The 18,384-nt window shown below is 63.7% G+C and carries 16 protein-coding genes; 13 read left to right on the top strand and 3 right to left on the bottom strand.

Translation table 11 applies throughout. From position 1 onward, the window contains the following. Positions 1-169: 169 nt before the first annotated feature. From lptB to ptsN, 4 genes are all read left to right on the top strand, one after another. Positions 170-883, top strand: a complete 714-nt coding sequence (gene lptB / locus C0606_06655) for an LPS export ABC transporter ATP-binding protein (protein PLX38719.1) — start codon at positions 170-172, stop codon at positions 881-883. 66 nt (positions 884-949) lie between these two features. Further along, on the top strand, positions 950-2,560 hold the full coding sequence (gene rpoN, locus C0606_06650; GenBank protein ID PLX37928.1) for an RNA polymerase sigma-54 factor: 1,611 nt from the start codon (positions 950-952) through the stop codon (positions 2,558-2,560). Positions 2,561-2,767: 207 nt separating this feature from the next. Then, on the top strand, positions 2,768-3,349 hold the full coding sequence (gene raiA / locus C0606_06645; protein ID PLX37927.1) for a ribosomal subunit interface protein: 582 nt from the start codon (positions 2,768-2,770) through the stop codon (positions 3,347-3,349). 70 nt (positions 3,350-3,419) lie between these two features. Further along, the gene (gene ptsN, locus C0606_06640) at positions 3,420-3,884 is read left to right on the top strand and encodes a PTS IIA-like nitrogen-regulatory protein PtsN (GenBank protein ID PLX38718.1); all 465 of its coding nucleotides are present in this window, start codon (positions 3,420-3,422) and stop codon (positions 3,882-3,884) included. A gap of 118 nt (positions 3,885-4,002) precedes the next feature. On the opposite strand, the gene C0606_06635 is transcribed toward ptsN, so the two are convergent. After that, positions 4,003-4,254 (bottom strand): DUF1150 domain-containing protein, encoded by a 252-nt coding sequence (locus C0606_06635; protein ID PLX38717.1) that lies wholly within the window; start codon positions 4,252-4,254, stop codon positions 4,003-4,005. Positions 4,255-4,355: 101 nt separating this feature from the next. Next, a complete protein-coding gene (locus C0606_06630; GenBank protein ID PLX37926.1) occupies positions 4,356-4,784 on the bottom strand; it encodes a heat-shock protein Hsp20 in 429 nt (142 codons plus the stop codon). 556 nt (positions 4,785-5,340) lie between these two features. On the opposite strand from C0606_06630, the gene C0606_06625 reads away from it, so the two are divergent. From C0606_06625 to C0606_06585, 9 genes are all read left to right on the top strand, one after another. After that, positions 5,341-5,961 carry a hypothetical protein gene (locus C0606_06625; protein PLX37925.1) on the top strand — a complete coding sequence of 207 codons (621 nt, stop codon included), beginning with the start codon at positions 5,341-5,343 and terminating at the stop codon, positions 5,959-5,961. A 254-nt stretch (positions 5,962-6,215) separates the two neighbouring features. Continuing rightward, a complete protein-coding gene (locus C0606_06620; protein ID PLX37924.1) occupies positions 6,216-7,370 on the top strand; it encodes a cell division protein ZapE in 1,155 nt (384 codons plus the stop codon). Between the two features lie 120 nt (positions 7,371-7,490). After that, on the top strand, positions 7,491-8,294 hold the full coding sequence (locus C0606_06615; GenBank protein ID PLX37923.1) for a hypothetical protein: 804 nt from the start codon (positions 7,491-7,493) through the stop codon (positions 8,292-8,294). Positions 8,295-8,602: 308 nt separating this feature from the next. Further along, a complete protein-coding gene (gene mdh, locus C0606_06610; protein PLX37922.1) occupies positions 8,603-9,565 on the top strand; it encodes a malate dehydrogenase in 963 nt (320 codons plus the stop codon). A gap of 50 nt (positions 9,566-9,615) precedes the next feature. After that, positions 9,616-10,815 carry an ADP-forming succinate--CoA ligase subunit beta gene (locus C0606_06605; protein PLX37921.1) on the top strand — a complete coding sequence of 400 codons (1,200 nt, stop codon included), beginning with the start codon at positions 9,616-9,618 and terminating at the stop codon, positions 10,813-10,815. Continuing rightward, positions 10,815-11,720: a succinate--CoA ligase subunit alpha gene (locus C0606_06600; protein PLX37920.1), complete on the top strand. Its 906-nt coding sequence runs from the start codon at positions 10,815-10,817 to the stop codon at positions 11,718-11,720. Before C0606_06605 ends, C0606_06600 begins: the two co-directional genes overlap by 1 nt. 146 nt (positions 11,721-11,866) lie before the next feature. Beyond that, positions 11,867-14,827, top strand: coding sequence for a 2-oxoglutarate dehydrogenase E1 component (sucA, locus tag C0606_06595; GenBank protein PLX37919.1), 2,961 nt, complete (start codon positions 11,867-11,869; stop codon positions 14,825-14,827). A 51-nt stretch (positions 14,828-14,878) separates the two neighbouring features. Continuing rightward, a complete protein-coding gene (locus C0606_06590) occupies positions 14,879-16,114 on the top strand; it encodes a dihydrolipoyllysine-residue succinyltransferase (protein PLX37918.1) in 1,236 nt (411 codons plus the stop codon). Between the two features lie 73 nt (positions 16,115-16,187). After that, complete coding sequence (locus C0606_06585) at positions 16,188-17,597, top strand: dihydrolipoyl dehydrogenase (GenBank protein ID PLX37917.1); 1,410 nt, start codon at positions 16,188-16,190, stop codon at positions 17,595-17,597. Between the two features lie 103 nt (positions 17,598-17,700). Here C0606_06585 and C0606_06580 read toward each other — a convergent pair whose 3' ends face one another. Continuing rightward, complete coding sequence (locus tag C0606_06580) at positions 17,701-18,339, bottom strand: MFS transporter (GenBank protein ID PLX37916.1); 639 nt, start codon at positions 18,337-18,339, stop codon at positions 17,701-17,703. Positions 18,340-18,384 lie beyond the last annotated feature (45 nt).

Genomic DNA, 18,384 nt, shown 5'->3' with positions numbered 1-18,384 from the left:
ATTCGGGGTAGTCTTCGTGAAGCTCCGCTCGCTTCTTTCCGGCTTCGGCCAGGGCGCAAAGCGCGCCGCCAGGGATGTCCGCAAGGGTGCCGCTGCGGCATCGCGCTGGGCCGATGGCGCGGACGGGGCGGAAGACCCGCGAAACGGCGCGGGCGACGGTGAAAACCGCCTGTCCGTTACAACGATCGCCAAGAGCTATGGCAGCCGCCAGGTGGTGCGCGAGGTCAGCCTGTCGCTGCGCCGCGGCGAATCGGTCGGCCTGCTCGGACCCAACGGCGCCGGCAAGACGACGGTCTTCTACACCATCATCGGCCTGATCCGCCCCGACCACGGCACCATCGAGCTCGACGGCTACGACATCACCCATCTGCCGATGTACCGCCGCGCCCGGCTCGGGATCGGCTATCTGCCGCAGGAAGCCTCGATCTTTCGCGGCCTCAACGTCGAGCAGAACATTCTCGGCGTGCTTGAGGTGGTCGAGCCCGACCGTTTTCGCCGCCGCGAATCGCTGGAATCGCTGATCGAGGAATTCGGCCTCGGCCACATTCGCCATTCGCCGTCGATCGCGCTGTCGGGCGGTGAGCGCCGCCGCGTCGAAATCGCCCGCGCGTTGGCCAGCCGGCCGTCCTTCATGCTGCTCGACGAACCCTTCGCCGGTATCGACCCGATCGCCGTCGGCGATATCCAGGTGCTCGTCCGCCACCTGACGCAGCGCGGCATCGGCGTTCTCATCACCGATCACAACGTGCGCGAAACGCTCGGGCTGATCGATCGCGCCTACATCATTGCCGGTGGCCACGTGCTCACAGAGGGTCGCCCCGACGAGATCGTCGCCAACCCGGATGTGCGCCGGCTTTACCTTGGTGAACGATTTACCCTTTGATTGGAACTGTCGGCTAAGGTAATAAGCAAGAAACGGACCAATTGTGTCGGGATCCTTGCGCGAACCATGGCCTTAACGCCCAGACTGGAGCTCAGAGCGACGCAGTCGCTGGTAATGACGCCGCAGTTGATGCAGGCGATCAAGCTGCTCCAATTGTCCAACCTCGATCTGAGCGCCTATGTCGAGGCCGAGCTGGAGCGCAATCCGCTGCTCGAGCGCGACGAGGAAAACGACGGCTACGAGGGCGTCCGCGAGACCCGCGACAGCGACGGTGACAGTGGTGACGCTCGCTCGCAGCGCGACTCCGAAGCGGCAAGCGGCGAGGCTGTCGGCACGGGCGTCGACAGTTCGTCCGGCGATACCGACGGGTCCGATCAGGTCGAGACCTCCGAAGTGCTCGCCGCCGGTCTCGACGACTCCGCGGAAAAGGTCACCGGTGAACTGGACGTCGATCTCGGCGATGTCTATCCCGACGATCCGGCGGTGATCCCGGACCCCGGCAGTCTTGCCGGCGATCCCTGGATGACATCCTCCGGACGGGGTGGGGGCGGTGAGGATTATGACCTCGAAGCCTTTGCGACATCAGCGATTTCTCTGCGCGACCATCTCGCCGAACAATTGGCGATGGTGATCCACGATCCGGCTCGCCGCCTGATCGGCCTCTTTCTGATCGACAGTCTCGACGAGGCTGGCTATCTGCGCATCGACCTTGAAACCGTCGCCGAGCGCCTCGGCTCCGACGTTGAGGAAGTCGAGGCCGTGCTTGCCGAGGTGCAGAGCCTTGAGCCGGCCGGCATCGCCGCGCGCTCGCTCGCCGAATGTCTCGCCCTGCAGCTCCAGGCGCGCGACCGCTACGATCCGGCGATGCAGGCGATGATCGCCCATCTCGATCTCCTGGCGAAGCGGGACTTCCCGGCCTTGAAACGGCTGTGCGGCATCGATGACGAGGATCTTGGCGACATGGTCGCGGAAATCCGCCGCCTCGATCCCAAGCCCGGCAATGCGTTCGGCAACGAAGTGCTGCAGCCGGTCGTGCCCGACGTGCTGGTGCGCCCCGCGAGCAATGGTGGCTGGCGGATCGAACTCAACACCGACACGCTGCCCAGGGTGTTGCTCAACCAGACCTACGCCGCCGACGTCACGCTCGGCAGCGGTGACGCCAAGACGCGCGCCTATCTCAACGAGTGCTTGCAGACCGCCAACTGGCTGATCAAGAGCCTCGACCAGCGTGCCAAGACCATTCTCAAGGTGTCGACCGAGATCGTGCGCCAGCAGGACGCCTTCCTGGTGCACGGCATCCAGCATTTGCGGCCGCTCAATCTGCGAACCGTGGCCGAGGCCATCGGCATGCATGAATCGACCGTCAGCCGCGTCACGTCGAACAAGTACATGGCGACGACGCGCGGCATCTTCGAGCTGAAATACTTCTTCACCTCGGCGATCGCCTCCGCCGAGGGCGGCGACGCGCACTCCGCGGAAGCGGTCCGCCACCGTATCCGCCAGCTCATCGACGAGGAAAACCCGCGCAAGATTCTTTCCGACGACACGATCGTGAAAATTCTTCGGGAGTCGGGAATTGATATTGCCCGCCGAACGGTGGCGAAATATCGTGAGGCGATGCGCATTCCCTCGTCCGTCCAGCGCAGGCGGGAAAAGCGTGCGATGGTACGGACTTAGCCGTAAGGTGGTGGAAACCGCCCGGGACCGGGAGAAAACCCGTCGTTGACTTCGCGCGCGCGCGGTCTTAGAAGACCCGCCGCAATCACGAAAAAGGCGCTACGGTAGCGCCGAGGGCAATCTGCCCGGAAGTTTCCGCCGGATGCGCCGGTATTTGAGAGTGGGCGCGGGCCAGGGCGGCGCGTTTCTTAGAATTCAGAGGAACTGATGACAGTCACGATTACCGGCAAGAACGTCGATATCAATGCCGCGTTGCGGTCCAACGTCGAAGACCGGATGGCAGAAGCCGTCGGCAAATATTTCGACGGCGGCTTCAAGGGCAGCGTCGTCTTCGAAAAGGAAGGCTCCGGCTACCGCAGCGACTGCACGGTACATCTCGACACCGGCATTGTTCTCCAGGCCTCCGGTGTCGGTCAGGAAACCCAGTTCGGTTTCGATCAGGCCGCGGACCGGATCGAAAAGCGTCTTCGCCGCTACAAGCGCAAGCTGAAAGACCACAACAACGGCAACAGTGCTGCCCGTGAGGAAGCCGCCGCCGCCTACACGGTTTTCGCGACGCCGGAACCGGAAGAGGAGCTCGAGGCCGACTTCGCGCCGGTCATCGTTGCCGAGACCTCGACCGCCATCAAGACCATGACCGTCGGCATGGCGGTGATGCAGCTCGAACTGGTCGATGCGCCGGTGGTGATGTTCCGCAATGCCGGCAGCGGCAATCTGAATGTGGTCTATCGCCGTCCCGACGGCCATGTCGGCTGGATCGACCCGGCGCTTGGCGCTCCCCAGGCCTGACACGCTTCTGTTTCGTGCCGAAAATGCGGTATCGGCCTTGGCCGATGTCGGCAAGAATTGGACGGAAGACATGGATCTCAGCGACCTTCTGAGCCCGGAATCGGTTGTTCCCGCGCTCAAGGTGAACTCAAAGAAGCAGGCCCTGCAGGATCTCGCGGGACGTGCTGCCGACCTTACGGGTCTCAGCGAGCGCGATATCTTCGACACGCTGTTGCAGCGTGAGCGGCTCGGCTCGACCGGCGTCGGCGCCGGTATCGCCATCCCGCACGGCAAGCTGCCGACGCTCGACCGTCTGGTCGGCCTGTTCGCGCGGCTCGACCGGCCGATCGATTTCGAGGCCCTCGACGACCAGCCGGTCGATCTGGTGTTTCTGCTCTTGGCGCCCGAGGGGGCCGGTGCCGATCATCTGAAGGCGCTGTCGCGGATCGCCCGTGTGCTGCGTGATGGCGCAACAGTCGGCAAGCTGCGCGACACTGCGGATGCCGCGGCCCTGTTCGCGCTGTTGACCCAGCCTCAGGCCTCAAACGCCGCCTGAGCGGCTCCTGAGCCCCTCTCAGGGCAATCGAGAGCATGAATCAAAAGGCCCGGCACCTTTGAAGGTGTCGGGCCTTTGGTTTTTCAGACCGGCTGAAGGCGGCGGGCGGTTGTTTGGTTTAGTGCACGCTGACCGTCACCAGCTCATGCTCGAGCGCATTGGCTTCCGCCGCCTCGCGGCTGTCCGCCAACAGGATCGGGTTGCCGTCGGCGCCGAGCAGCGCCCAGATCTTCAGGCCCGGCTCGAGCCGCGGCGCCTGCGGGAACATCTCGCCGAGTTCGTCCGACGAGATCGCCCGCACATAGGCCACTTCGCCGTCGCCGAGCAGGGCAAAGGCGTCGACCGGCATCACCTGGGTCTTCATGTCCATATTCATCATCACTCACTCCTCCTCGCCATGCCGCCGATTGGTCGCTTGTTGATCGGCTGTTGCGTCGCCTGGCCGGTCGTCTCCCGGCGCGGCGAACGGCATCAGTCGTGCGCCGTGATCTCGATCTTGCGCACCACCCGCTCCGGTTCGGGGCGGGCGAGATCGATCGACAGGAGGCCGTCCTTCAGGTCCGCGCCGAGGATCTCGATGCCCTCGGCCAGCACGAAAGTGCGCTGGAACTGTCGCGCCGCGATACCGCGATGCAGATATTCGCGATCGCCTTCTTCCGTCTGTCGGCCGCGAATGACGAGCTGGTTCTCTTCCATCGTCACGTCGAGCTGGTCGCGGGTAAAGCCGGCGACCGCCAGCGTGATGCGCAGGGTTTCGCCATAACCGTCGGCCTTGGCCAGCCGCTCGATATTGTAGGGCGGGTAGCCGTCGTTGGTGGCCTTGGAAACCCGGTCAAGAACCCGTTCGATATCCTCGAAGCCGAGCAGAAACGGGCTTGAAAGCGTAGATAGGCGTGACATGCCAAAGTCCTCTCTCGAAGCGACCTTGTTATACGGACCCGAATTGGCATCCGTCGGCGGGCATGGCCCGTTAGGGGGAAATATGGGACGCGACCGGCCGAGGTTCAAGCGCGCCCGTCACCGCCGCCCGTCACCGCCGCCCCGACCCGCTGCCGGGAAATCCGGTTTGCGGGGCAACCGGTTTTGTCTGCGCCGGCGGCGCAGCACGGTCCGCGGGCCGTGCGCGGCGGTCGGGAGCCGGTCCGCGGCGGCCGGTTGTTTCCCATTGTGCGCTGCGTCGGCGTTGCCCGAGACAAAAACGCGGAGGGCCAAATAGGTAGCATGCTTCCGGGTAAGTTGCAGACAAGCTGTCGCAGTAGACGGAAAGTTTCATTTAGTACGAAATGCGAACGATTATTTCCATATAGTTTGAAATGTATCACAATTTTTCCGGATTAAGACGTTGTAAACTGGAATTCGGTAATGTTTCCAAAACAAACTGGCGGATCAACACTTGGACCAGGGTCGAAGCATGAATAGACAGATACCGGGCCCACATCATTGTGTCGGTCTCGGCGTGAGTGAAGCGATCAACATTTTCCGCTTCATCAAGGACTACAGTGCCAAGAACCAGGGCTGCATCGACGGCAAGGTGATCGATGCCATCATGGAGAAATATCTCCAGGGCATGTACAAGAACATCGACCGTTATTACGAAAATAACATGCGTTGCTACGCGTCGGTGAATGCGAGCAATGTGCTCTTCAACAATCGCAAACTGACGCATTTCCTCGTCACCGAATATATGAAGGCGGCGATCGAAAAGACCTTCGTCGGCCAGACCAAGGATTCCAGCAAGAACTGGACGGCGTTCTTCGTCCACGCGCTGATGACCTATGCCAGCCACAAGCTGGAAATGGATCTGTCCGCCGATGTCGGCCGGCGCTACAACGTGCTTGCCTTCGTGCTGCTTGAGGGCCTGACCGTCGAGGCCTGTGTGCAGGATCCCGAGATGCGAGCCATTCTGAAGTCCTTTGTCGAACGGTTCTCGCCGGCTTTGAAGAACGAAAAGATTCTCGAAGATCTGACCTTCTACGTCAATCGCGAGATCGACGAACGCTTCAGCACCTTCGGGCCGAACCGCATGCACGTCACCAATATGGAGATGAAGGCGCTGTTCATGCGCCTGATGGCCTGACGCCCTGTTCGCTCCTTTCTGCATCGCCGCACCGCCGCCGGCACGACCGGCGCCCGGTCTCGCTGACTTTCCGTGCCGTCTTTTCCTTGCTTCGCGCTGCAATATTTTCTATCGCTCGCCGCAGCATCGTCTCGCCCGAGACCTCCCGGATCCGATCTGACCGACGGCATGTCCCGATTTCGCTCTTCCATTCCAGGCCTTGAATGCATCGCGACGGTGCCGGTCCGTGGCGATAACGCAAGCGGGGTTGGTCGATGAGCGGCGACATCCAGGTCATGCGCTCGGTCTCCGACCGTTACGAGGCAATGGTGCGCGCCGGCGAGATCGAGCGCGATCCGGCACAGGCCGCGCTCATCGAGCGGTTCGACGCGCTCTGCGCGACGCTGAGTGAGACACGGCTCGCCAGCAAGAAGAGCTCGCTCGGCTGGTTGTTCGGCCGCCGCGACGTGCCCGAGACCGTCGAGGGCCTCTACATCTGGGGCGAGGTCGGGCGCGGCAAGACCATGCTGATGGACCTGTTCTTCGAGCGCGTGCCCGTGCGCCGCAAGCGCCGTGTCCACTTCCATGAATTCATGGCCGAGGTGCATGAGCGCGTGCACGCCTTCCGCCAGGCGCTGAAATGCGGCGAGGTCAGCGGCGACGATCCGATCCCGCCGCTCGCCGCCGAAATCTCCGGCGAAATCCGCCTGCTGTGTTTCGACGAGTTCTCCGTCACCGATATCGCCGACGCGATGATCCTCGGCCGCCTGTTCACCGCGCTGTTCGAGGCAGGCGTGATCGTGGTCGCGACCTCCAACGTCGATCCTGACGACCTCTATCGCGATGGCCTCAATCGTGGCCACTTCCTCGGCTTCATCGCCCTGTTGAAGCGCCATGTCGATGTCGTGCGGCTCGACTCGCGGACCGACTACCGGCTCGAAATGCTGTCCGGCGAGCCGCTCTACTTTTCGCCGCTCGGCAAAGAGGCCGACGCCGCGATGGATCACCTGTGGCATCGCATTGCCGGCACGGACGGCGGCCATCTCGAACGTCTCGAGGCCAAGGGCCGCTGGATCGAAATCCCGCAGGTCGCCCATGGTGCCGCGCGCATCGGCTTCGAGGATCTGTGCGCCCGCCCGCTCGGTGCGGCGGACTATCTGCGCATCGCCCACGCCTATCACACGCTGTTCGTCGATCATGTGCCGGTGATGGCCGAGGACCGGCGCAACGAGGCCAAGCGTTTCATCAATCTGATCGACGCGCTCTACGACAACGGCGTCAAGATCGTGATTTCCGCCGACGCTCCGGTCGACACGCTGTATCGCGCCGAAAGCGGTGCCGAGGTCTTCGAGTTCGCCCGCACCATCTCGAGGCTGATCGAAATGCGCTCGAACGATTATCTCGCCGCCCCGCACGGCAAGCGCGGCTGAATATTTTCCTTTTCGATATCGCGGGAATAAGCCGATCTTAACGTGCCCGGTCTATTTTGGACGGGCGTCGGAACGCGAACGCCTCCAGCCAAAAGAAGAGCGAAGCGCCGGCGCCTGTGTATGTGGCCTGTGCGTGGTTGGAAGATGGACTGGATCCTGCAGAAGCTGAAAATTCGCTCCAACCGGGAGGTCTGGCTGATGACGATCGTCATCACCGCGATCTCGGTGGCCTCGCCGGTTACGGTGCTTGCGGTCGCCATGAGTTACACCGGGGCGTCTGGCAAGGGGTTCTGGTTGGTGCTGGCAATCGGTGCCCTGATCCCGCTTTTCATCGCGCCACCGATTTCGGTGTTTTCCCTCAGCATCCTGCGCCTGCTCACCCAGACCATCGAGAAGGTCGATGCCTATGTCCGCCTCGACACCCTGACCGGCGTGCTGACGCGGGCCTATCTGCTTGGTCAGATCCGCGACCGGCTGTCAGACGGGGGATCGTTTCTGATGGTCGACGCCGACCACTTCAAGGCGATCAATGACACCTACGGCCACGACATCGGCGACGAGGCGTTGAAGACCATCGCCGAGGTGCTGTCCAACCATGTCAGCTACGACGCCATTATCGGCCGGCTCGGCGGCGAGGAGTTCGGCATCTTCCTGCCCGGCGCCCGCGAGAAGGAGGCCGCCGACGCCGCCGCCCAGCTCTGCGATGGCATGCGCCGCAGCGGCAAGGTGATTGCGGGTCATGAGCTTGAATTGACCATCAGCATCGGCGGCGCCGTCCATATCGAGGGCGAATCCCTCGAAAAAACCATGAAGCTCGCCGACGTTGCACTTTACCAGGCGAAACGGACTGGCCGCGACCGGTTCTTCATCGCCGAGGCGACGGACACGATGCCCGCACTCATCCTGCAGACCCGGATTGGCTGAGACGGCGCGCCGGGTTCCATGCCCGGTTGCCGACGAAGTCGTTGAATTCGCGGGCACTGTCCTTGAAGGCGGATGAACGCGCGCGTCGCTGAAAGCGGGCGCCGCAGCGCACGGCAAAGGCGCCCGATCGCCCCGCGCCGCCACCCTTCTAAAATAAGAAAATGCTAATAAGTTGCGGGTCTTACCGCAGCGCCGTATTCGACTATATTTTACCCCGTGAGTCCTTGCGCCGGGCGGGCAAAGGGAGTAGGGACACCAACAACGACGAAGTATTTATCTTGACGTTTACGTAAAGGGAAAGAAGCACCATGGCGCGCAACAAGATTGCTCTGATCGGCTCGGGCATGATCGGTGGTACCCTGGCTCATCTCGCCGGTTTGAAGGAACTCGGCGACATCGTGATGTTCGACATCGCCGAAGGCCTGCCGCAGGGCAAGGCGCTCGACCTCGCCCAGTCCTCGCCGATCGACGGCTTCAACGCCGCCCTCTCCGGTACGCAGGATTATTCGTCGATCGCCGGCTCCGATGTCGTCATCGTCACCGCCGGCGTGCCGCGCAAGCCCGGCATGAGCCGCGACGACCTGCTCGGCATCAACCTGAAGGTCATGGCCTCGGTCGGCGCGGGCATCAAGGAACACGCCCCGGACGCCTTCGTGGTCTGCATCACCAACCCGCTCGACGCCATGGTCTGGGCTCTGCAGAAGTTCTCCGGCATTGCTCCGAACAAGATCATCGGCATGGCCGGCGTGCTCGATAGCGCCCGCTTCCGCTACTTCCTGTCGGAAGAGTTCGGCGTTTCGGTCGAAGACGTCACTGCCTTCGTGCTCGGCGGCCACGGCGACACCATGGTGCCGCTCGCCCGCTACTCGACCGTTGCCGGCATTCCTCTGCCGGACCTCGTCAAGATGGGCTGGACCACCCAGGAAAAGCTCGACCAGATCGTTCAGCGCACCCGTGGCGGCGGCGCCGAAATCGTCGGCCTCCTGAAGACCGGTTCGGCCTACTACGCGCCGGCCACCGCCGGCATCGCGATGGCCGAGGCCTACCTCAAGGATCAGAAGCGCGTCTTCCCGTGCGCCGCGCAGTGCAACGGCGAATACGGCGTCGACGGCGTCTATGTCGGCGTGCCGATCGTGATCGGTGCCGGTGGCGTCGAGCGTGTCGTCGAGATCGAGCTGGATGCCGACGAAAAGGCGCTGTTCCAGAAGTCGGTCGACGCGGTCGAGGGCCTGATCAAGGTCTGCCAGGGCATCGAGCCGGCTCTCGCCTGATTTCGCTGAACCGTCCCGACGGACATTCCTGCTGACGAGGAACGCAACGGATGAATATCCACGAATACCAGGCGAAAGCCCTGTTGAAGTCTTACGGCGCACCGGTCGCCGAGGGCGTCGCGATTTTCACGCCCGACGAGGCCGAGGCTGCCGCGAAGTCGCTGCCGGGCCCGCTCTGGGTGGTCAAGTCGCAGATCCATGCCGGCGGCCGCGGCAAGGGCAAGTTCAAGGAGCCGTCCGCCGGCGAGAAGGGCGGCGTGCGCCTCGCCTTCTCGATCGACGAGGTCAAGACCTTCGCCCTGCAGATGCTCGGCTCGACGCTGGTGACCAAGCAGACCGGCCCGGCCGGCAAGCAGGTCAACCGCCTCTACATCGAGGACGGCGCCGACATCGAGAGCGAGCTGTACCTGTCGCTGCTCGTTGACCGCACCGTCGGCCGCGTTGCCTTCGTCGCCTCGACCGAGGGCGGCATGGACATCGAGACGGTCGCCGAAGAGACGCCGGAAAAGATCCACACCATCGCGATCGATCCCGACACCGGTGTCACCGATGCCGATGCGGGCAAGCTCGCCGATGCGCTGGAGCTTTCCGGAACGGCGCGTGAGGAAATGCTCGGACTGTCGAAGATCCTCTACAAGGCCTTCACCGAGAAGGACATGAGCCTCTTGGAGATCAACCCGCTGATCGTCATGAAGGATGGCCACATCCGGGTGCTCGACGCCAAGGTCTCGTTCGACGGCAATGCCCTGTTCCGCCACGACGACGTGATGGAGCTGCGCGACAAGACCGAGGAAGACGAGAAGGAAATCGAAGCTTCCAAGTACGACCTCGCCTATGTCGCCCTCGACGGCAACATCGGCTGCATGGTCAACGGCGCCGGTCTCGCCATGGCGACCATGGACATCATCAAGCTCTACGGCGCTGAGCCGGCGAACTTCCTCGATGTTGGTGGCGGCGCCTCGGCCGAAAAGGTCACCGCGGCGTTCAAGATCATCACCGCCGACCCGAACGTGAAGGGCATCCTGGTCAACATCTTCGGCGGCATCATGCGCTGCGACGTGATCGCCGAAGGCGTCATCACCGCGGTCAAGGAAGTCGGCCTGCAGGTTCCGCTGGTCGTTCGCCTCGAAGGCACCAATGTTGAAAAGGGCAAGGAGATCCTGAACGGCTCCGGCCTCGACGTCATCGCCGCCGATGACCTCGACGATGCCGCCCAGAAGATCGTCAAAGCCGTTGAGGGGGCCGCGTAATGTCCATTCTGGTCAACAAAGACACCAAGGTCCTCGTCCAAGGACTGACCGGCAAGACCGGCACCTTCCACACCGAACAGGCGCTCGCCTATTACGGCACCCAGATGGTCGGCGGCATTCATCCCAAGAAGGGTGGCCAGACCTGGGGCGACGTCGAGGGCGGCGCCGAGCTGCCGATCTTCGCCTCCGTTGCCGAGGGCAAGGAAAAGACCGGCGCCAACGCGTCCGTGGTCTATGTCCCGCCGGCAGGCGCCGGCGCGGCGATCATCGAGGCGATCGAGGCGGAAATCCCGCTCATCGTCTGCATCACCGAAGGCATTCCGGTGATGGACATGGTCAACGTCAAGCGCAAGCTCGAAGGCTCCAAGTCCCGCCTGCTCGGCCCCAACTGCCCGGGCGTTCTGACGCCGGAAGAATGCAAGATCGGCATCATGCCGGGCTCGATCTTCTCCAAGGGCAATGTCGGCATCGTCTCGCGCTCCGGCACGCTGACCTACGAGGCGGTCTTCCAGACCACCAATGAAGGCCTCGGCCAGACCACCGCTGTCGGCATCGGCGGCGACCCGGTCAAGGGCACCGAGTTCATCGACATGCTGGAAATGTTCCTCGCCGACGACGCCACCGAGTCGATCATCATGATCGGCGAGATCGGCGGCTCGGCCGAAGAGGAAGCTGCCCAGTTCATCGCCGATGAGGCCAAGAAGGGTCGCAAGAAGCCGATGGTCGGCTTCATCGCCGGCCGTACCGCACCTCCGGGCCGCACCATGGGCCATGCCGGTGCGGTGATCTCCGGCGGCAAGGGCGGCGCCGAGGACAAGATCGCGGCGATGGAAGCGGCGGGTATCGTCGTCTCGCCGTCGCCGGCCAAGCTCGGCAAGACCCTGGTCGAGGTGCTGAAGGGCTGACCGCATTGCGGTCAACCTTTTGGCGACATTACGGGGTTATACTGATCTGCGGCGCGCAAAGGGGTGTGCGCCGCTGATACAGGAAAGGGCACGGCATGGGGCCGTGGCCGTAACATGGGGCGGGGCGCGACCCCGCCGGACGAGAGATGCCACGCCAGGACGCGAACAAGGCCTTCGCGTTGACGTCGTTCCTTTACGGCGGCAACGCTTCCTATCTCGAAGAACTCTATGCCCGTTACCAGGACGAGCCCGCCTCCCTCGACGAGGAGTGGCGGGATTTTTTTGCCGATCTGAAAGATGAGCGCGGCAGCGTCCTGAAGGAGGCGTCGGGCCCGTCATGGGAACGCACCGACTGGCCGCCGGCGACCAATGGTGAGCTGATCTCCGCCTTCGACGGCAATTGGGGCGCGGTGGAAAAGGACCTCGGCGAAAAGGTCCGCTCCAAGGCGCAGACGCGCGGCGTCGAACTTTCCGACCACGACGTGCAGCAGGCCACGCGCGACTCCATTCGCGCGCTGATGATGATCCGTGCCTACCGTATCCGCGGTCATCTGCAGGCCGACCTGGATCCGCTCAATCTGCGCGAAGCGACCCAGCACGAGGAACTCGATCCGAAGAGCTACGGCTTCACCGAGGCCGACTACGACCGCAAGATCTTCCTCGACTACGTGCTCGGTCTGGAATTCGCGACCATCCCGGAGATGATCGCGATCCTCAAGCGCACCTATTGCTCGACCTTCGCGGTCGAGTTCATGCACATCTCCTCGCCCGAGCAGAAGAGCTGGATCCAGGAGCGCATCGAGGGCCCGGACAAGGGCGTCGCCTTCACCGACATGGGCAAGAAGGCGATCCTCAACAAGCTGATCGAAGCCGAGGGTTTCGAGCGCTTCATCGACATCAAATACACCGGCACCAAGCGCTTCGGTCTCGACGGCGCGGAATCGGTGATCCCGGCGCTTGAGCAGATCATCAAGCGCGGCGGCCATCTCGGCGTGAAGGAAATCGTTCTCGGCATGGCCCACCGCGGCCGCCTCAACGTGCTCGCCCAGGTGATGGCAAAGCCGCACCGCGCGATCTTCCACGAGTTCAAGGGCGGATCCTACCACCCCGACGACGTCGAGGGTTCGGGCGACGTGAAGTATCACCTCGGTGCCTCGTCGGATCGTGAGTTCGACGGCAACAAGGTGCACCTGTCGCTGACCGCCAACCCGTCGCATCTGGAAATCGTCGATCCGGTGGTGCTCGGCAAGGCCCGCGCCAAGCAGGAGCAGCACGGCGACAAGCTCGATCGCGGCTCCGTCATGCCGCTGATCCTGCACGGCGACGCCGCCTTTGCCGGCCAGGGCGTGGTGACCGAATGCTTCGGCCTTTCCGGCCTCAAGGGTCACCGCACCGGCGGCTCGATCCACGTCATCATCAACAACCAGATCGGCTTTACCACCAATCCGATCTTCTCGCGCTCGTCGCCCTATCCGTCCGACGCCGCGAAGATGATCGAAGCGCCGATCTTCCACGTCAACGGTGACGATCCGGAAGCCGTCGTCTACGCCGCCAAGGTCGCCACCGAGTTCCGCCAGCTGTTCCACAAGCCGGTGGTCATCGACATGTTCTGCTACCGCCGCTTCGGCCACAACGAGGGCGACGAGCCGGCGTTTACCCAGCCGATCATGTATCAGAAGATCCGCCAGCACCCGACCACGCTGCAGATCTATTCCGACAAGCTGGTGGCCGAAGGCCTGATTTCGGCCGAAGAGGTCGACGAGATGAAGGCCGCCTGGCGCGCCAGGCTCGACGAGGAATTCGAGGCCGGCCAGGCTTACCGCCCGAACAAGGCGGACTGGCTCGACGGCCGCTGGGTCGGCATGCGCCAGGCCGGCAGTTACGACGATCCGCGTCGCGGCCGCACCGGAGTCGAGCTCGATCAGCTCGTCGAGATCGGCCACACGCTGACCGACATTCCCGAAGGCTTCAAGGCGCACCGCACGATCCAGCGCTTCATGGGCAATCGCCGCAAGGCGATCGACGCCGGCAAGAACATCGACTGGGCGACGGCCGAGGCACTCGCCTTCGCGACGCTGATGAAGGACGGGCACGCCATCCGCCTCTCCGGCCAGGACGTCGAACGCGGCACCTTCTCGCAGCGCCATTCGGTGATCCACGAACAGGATACCGGCGAGCGTTACACTCCGCTCGACAACTTCGCGTCGGAAACCGCCCGCTACGAGGTCATCAACTCGATGCTGTCGGAAGAGGCCGTGCTCGGCTTCGAATACGGCTATTCGCTGGCCGAGCCGAACGCGCTGACACTTTGGGAAGCCCAGTTCGGCGACTTCGCCAACGGCGCCCAGGTCGTCTTCGACCAGTTCATCTCGTCGGGCGAGCGCAAATGGCTGCGCATGTCGGGCCTCGTCTGCCTCCTGCCGCACGGCTATGAGGGGCAGGGACCGGAGCATTCCTCGGCCCGTCTGGAGCGCTATCTGCAGCTTTGCGCCGAAGACAACATGCAGGTCGCCAACTGCTCGACGCCGGCGAACTACTATCACATCCTGCGCCGCCAGCTGACCCGCGACTTCCGCAAGCCGCTCATTCTGATGACGCCGAAATCGCTGCTGCGCCACAAGCGCTGCGTGTCGTATCTCGAGGAGTTTGCCGAGGAATCGAGCTTCCACCGCGTGTTGTGGGACGACGCCGAGCGGCATCCCGACGAGGAGGGCATCAAGCTCGTCCCCGACGACATGATCCGCCGCGTCGTGATGTGCTCCGGCAAGGTCTATTACGACCTCTTCGAGGAACGCGAGAAGCGCGGCATCAACGACGTCTACCTGCTGCGCATCGAGCAGCTCTACCCGTTCCCGACCAAGGCGCTGCTCACCGAGCTGCTCCGCTTCCGCTTCGCCGACATGGTGTGGTGTCAGGAAGAGCCGGGCAACATGGGCTCGTGGAGCTTCGTGCAGCCCTACATCGAGTGGGTGCTGCAGCAGATCGGTGCGACCCACGAGCGGCCGCGCTACGCCGGCCGTCCGGCATCCGCCTCGACCGCAACCGGCCTGATGTCGAAGCATCTCTCCCAGCTGCAGGCTTTCCTCGACGAAGCCTTCGCCGAATAACCCGACGATGCCGGTGGTATCGCCGGCCAAGATTTGAGGACAACGAAAACCATGGCCACCGAGATCCGCGTTCCGACCCTTGGCGAGTCGGTTTCCGAAGCCACGATCGCGCAATGGTTCAAGAAGCCGGGCGACGCCGTTGCCGCCGACGAGCCGCTGGTTGAGCTCGAGACCGACAAGGTCACCATCGAAGTGCCCGCGCCGAGCGCCGGCGTGCTGGCCGAGATCATCGTCGGGGACGGCGAGACGGTCGAGGTCGGCGCCCTGCTCGGCATGCTGGGCGAAGGCTCCGGCGCCGTTGCCGCGTCTGCGCCGACTGCGAAGGCCGAACCGGCCGCCGCTGCCGCCGCACCAGCCAAGGCTGAAGCCGGCTCCGACATGCCGCCGTCTCCGGCAGCAAAGAAGCTCTTGGAAGAAAAGGGCATGGATGCCGCCGACGTCGCCGGTTCCGGCAAGCGCGGTCAGGTGCTGAAGGAAGACGTGCTCGCGGCCGGTTCCAAGCCCGCTGCCGCGCCGGCTGTCGCGATGACCACGGCGCCTGCGCCGACCCCGGTCACCGTGCGCGCCCCGTCCGCCCCGGCTGACGAGGAGCGCGAAGAGCGCGTGCGCATGACCAAGCTGCGCCAGACCATCGCCCGCCGGCTGAAGGACGCGCAGAACACGGCCGCCATGCTGACCACGTTCAACGACGTCGACATGGGCGCCGTGATGGATCTGCGCAAGCAGTACAAGGACCTGTTCGAGAAGAAGCACGGCGTCAAGCTCGGCTTCATGGGCTTCTTCGTGAAGGCCGTCGTGCAGGCGCTGAAGGACGTGCCCGCGGTCAATGCCGAGATCGACGGCACCGATCTGGTGTTCAAGAATTACTACCATATCGGCGTCGCGGTCGGCACCGAGAAGGGCCTCGTCGTGCCGGTGGTGCGCGATGCCGACGAGATGTCGATCGCCGACATCGAGAAACAGATCGCCGATTTCGGCCGCCGCGCCCGTGACGGCAAGCTCGGCATCGACGAGATGCAGGGCGGCACCTTCACCATCTCGAACGGTGGCGTCTACGGCTCGCTGATGTCGACGCCGATCCTCAACGCGCCGCAGTCGGGCATTCTCGGCATGCACCGCATCGAGCAGCGCCCGGTCGTGCGCGGTGGCGACATCGTCGCCCGCCCGATGATGTATCTCGCCCACTCCTATGACCACCGGGTCGTCGACGGCAAGGAAGCCGTCACCTTCCTGGTGCGCATCAAGGAAGCGATCGAGGATCCGCAGCGCCTGGTGCTCGACCTCTAGGTCGAGCTCCGTCCGCTACCGCCCGAACAAATCGAAGCCCGCACGTACCAAAAGGAAGTCGGAGAGCACAATCATGGCCGACACTTACGATCTCGTCGTCATCGGAACCGGCCCTGGCGGCTATGTCTGCGCCATTCGCGCCGCCCAGCTCGGCATGAAGGTCGCCGTCGTCGAAAAGCGCAAGACCCATGGCGGCACCTGCCTCAATGTCGGCTGCATTCCTTCGAAGGCGCTGCTGCATACCTCCGAGCTGTTCGAGGAGGCGGGCCATTCCTTCGCCGGCTTCGGCATCAAGGTGGCGAAGCCGAAGCTCGACCTGCCGGCCATGATGGCGCACAAGCAGGCGACCATCGACGGCAACGTTCAGGGCATCGACTACCTGTTCAAGAAGAACAAGATCACGCCGTTCCACGGCACCGGCAAGATCCTCGCCAAGGGTCAGGTCGAGGTGATGGCCGAGGACGGCTCGAGCCAGATCCTTGCGACCAAGGCGATCGTGATCGCGACCGGCTCCGACAGCGCCAACCTGCCGGGCATCGAGATCGACGAAACCCGGGTCGTGACCTCGACCGGCGCGCTCGAGCTGACCAAGGTGCCGAAGCACCTCGTCGTCGTCGGCGCCGGCGTCATCGGCCTCGAGCTCGGTTCGGTGTGGCGCCGGCTTGGCGCCGAAGTCACCGTTGTCGAGTTCCTCGACCGCATCCTGCCCGGCATGGATGGCGACGTCGCCAAGCAGTTCCAGCGCATGCTGAAAAAGCAGGGCATGAACTTCAAGCTGTCCTCCAAGGTCGACGGCATCGACAAGTCGGGCAAGCGGCTTTCGATCACTGTCGAGCCGGCCGCCGGCGAAGCGGCTGCCGAGACCATCGAGGCCGACGTCGCGCTGATCGCCATCGGCCGCCGTCCGCACACCGACAATCTCGGACTGGAGAATGTCGGCGTCGAACTCGATGACCGCGGCCGGGTCAAGACCGACGCGCACTTCAAGACCAGTGCCGAGGACATCTACGCCATCGGCGACGTGATCGCCGGCCCGATGCTCGCCCACAAGGCCGAGGAAGAGGGCGTGGCGCTGGCCGAGCGGCTTGCCGGTCAGGCCGGTCACGTCAATTACGACATCATCCCGGGCGTGGTGTACACGACGCCGGAAGTCGCCTCCGTCGGCAAGACCGAGGAAGAGCTGAAGGACGCCGGCATCGCCTACAATGTCGGCAAGTTCCCCTTCACCGCCAACGGTCGCGCCAAGGCGATGGGCGCCTCGGAAGGCTTCGTCAAGGTGCTCGCCGACAAGACCACCGACCGCGTGCTTGGCGTTCACATCATCGGCCCGGTCGCCGGCGAGATGATCCACGAGGCGGCGGTGCTGATGGAATTCGGCGGCTCGGCCGAGGATCTGGCGCGTACCTGCCACGCCCATCCGACCCTGTCGGAAGCCGTCAAGGAAGCCGCACTCGCCGTCGACAAGCGGCCGATACATATCTAGTCGCGCGTTCCCAAAAAGTGGGAACCGGTTTTTGGATAAGAACTCGCGCAAAAAACAACCCGGCGTTCCTTGCGAGCGCCGGGTTTTTCATTGCGCGGCGTGGTCAGGAGGCGACGCGGTAGGTCGCGAGTTTCGCGCCGAAGCCGAGGAAGACGATGCCGGTGAAGCCCTTAAGCCAGCGCTGGAAGCGTCCGCTTGAGGCAAAGCGTGTCAGCCGCGAGAACAGCAGGATCATGGCGCCGAACCACAGCGCGGCGATCGCCGAATGCAGGAAGACGAGCAGGGCGGCGGCGCCCGGCGTGTTGGTCTCCAGCGTCAGGAATTGCGGGAAGGCGGCGAGATAGAACATCGAGACCTTCGGGTTGAGCGCGTTGGTCATCAGCCCTTCGAGATAGGCCGCCCCAAGAGTCCGCCGCCTGTCGGAGCCGGTCACCCGCGCCGCCGGCTCAACGCCCTGATAAGCGGCCCAGAGCGCCTTCAGCCCGATCCAGCACAGATAGGCCGCGCCGAGGTATTTGACGATCGCAAAAGCGGTGGCCGATTTCACCAGAATGACCGAAATACCGAGGATCGACAGCGTGCCGTGCAGATAAAAGCCGGTCAGGATGCCGCCGACATTGGCAAAACCGGCGGCCTTGCCCGAGGTGGGAACGGTCTTGGCGACCAGGAGCCCGTTCGGACCCGGCGACATCGTCAAAAGGGTGGCGACCAGAATGAAAGCCGAAATTTGCGACCAGCCCATCGGCATTCTCCGCGCGTGCAGGTGACAGATGCCGAGAGCATGCCC

Source organism: Hyphomicrobiales bacterium (assembly GCA_002869065.1).
Classification (GTDB): Bacteria; Pseudomonadota; Alphaproteobacteria; order Rhizobiales; family Rhodobiaceae; genus Rhodobium.
Note: the sequence above shows the minus strand (reverse complement) of the source record. Positions and strands in the feature narration are given on the sequence as shown.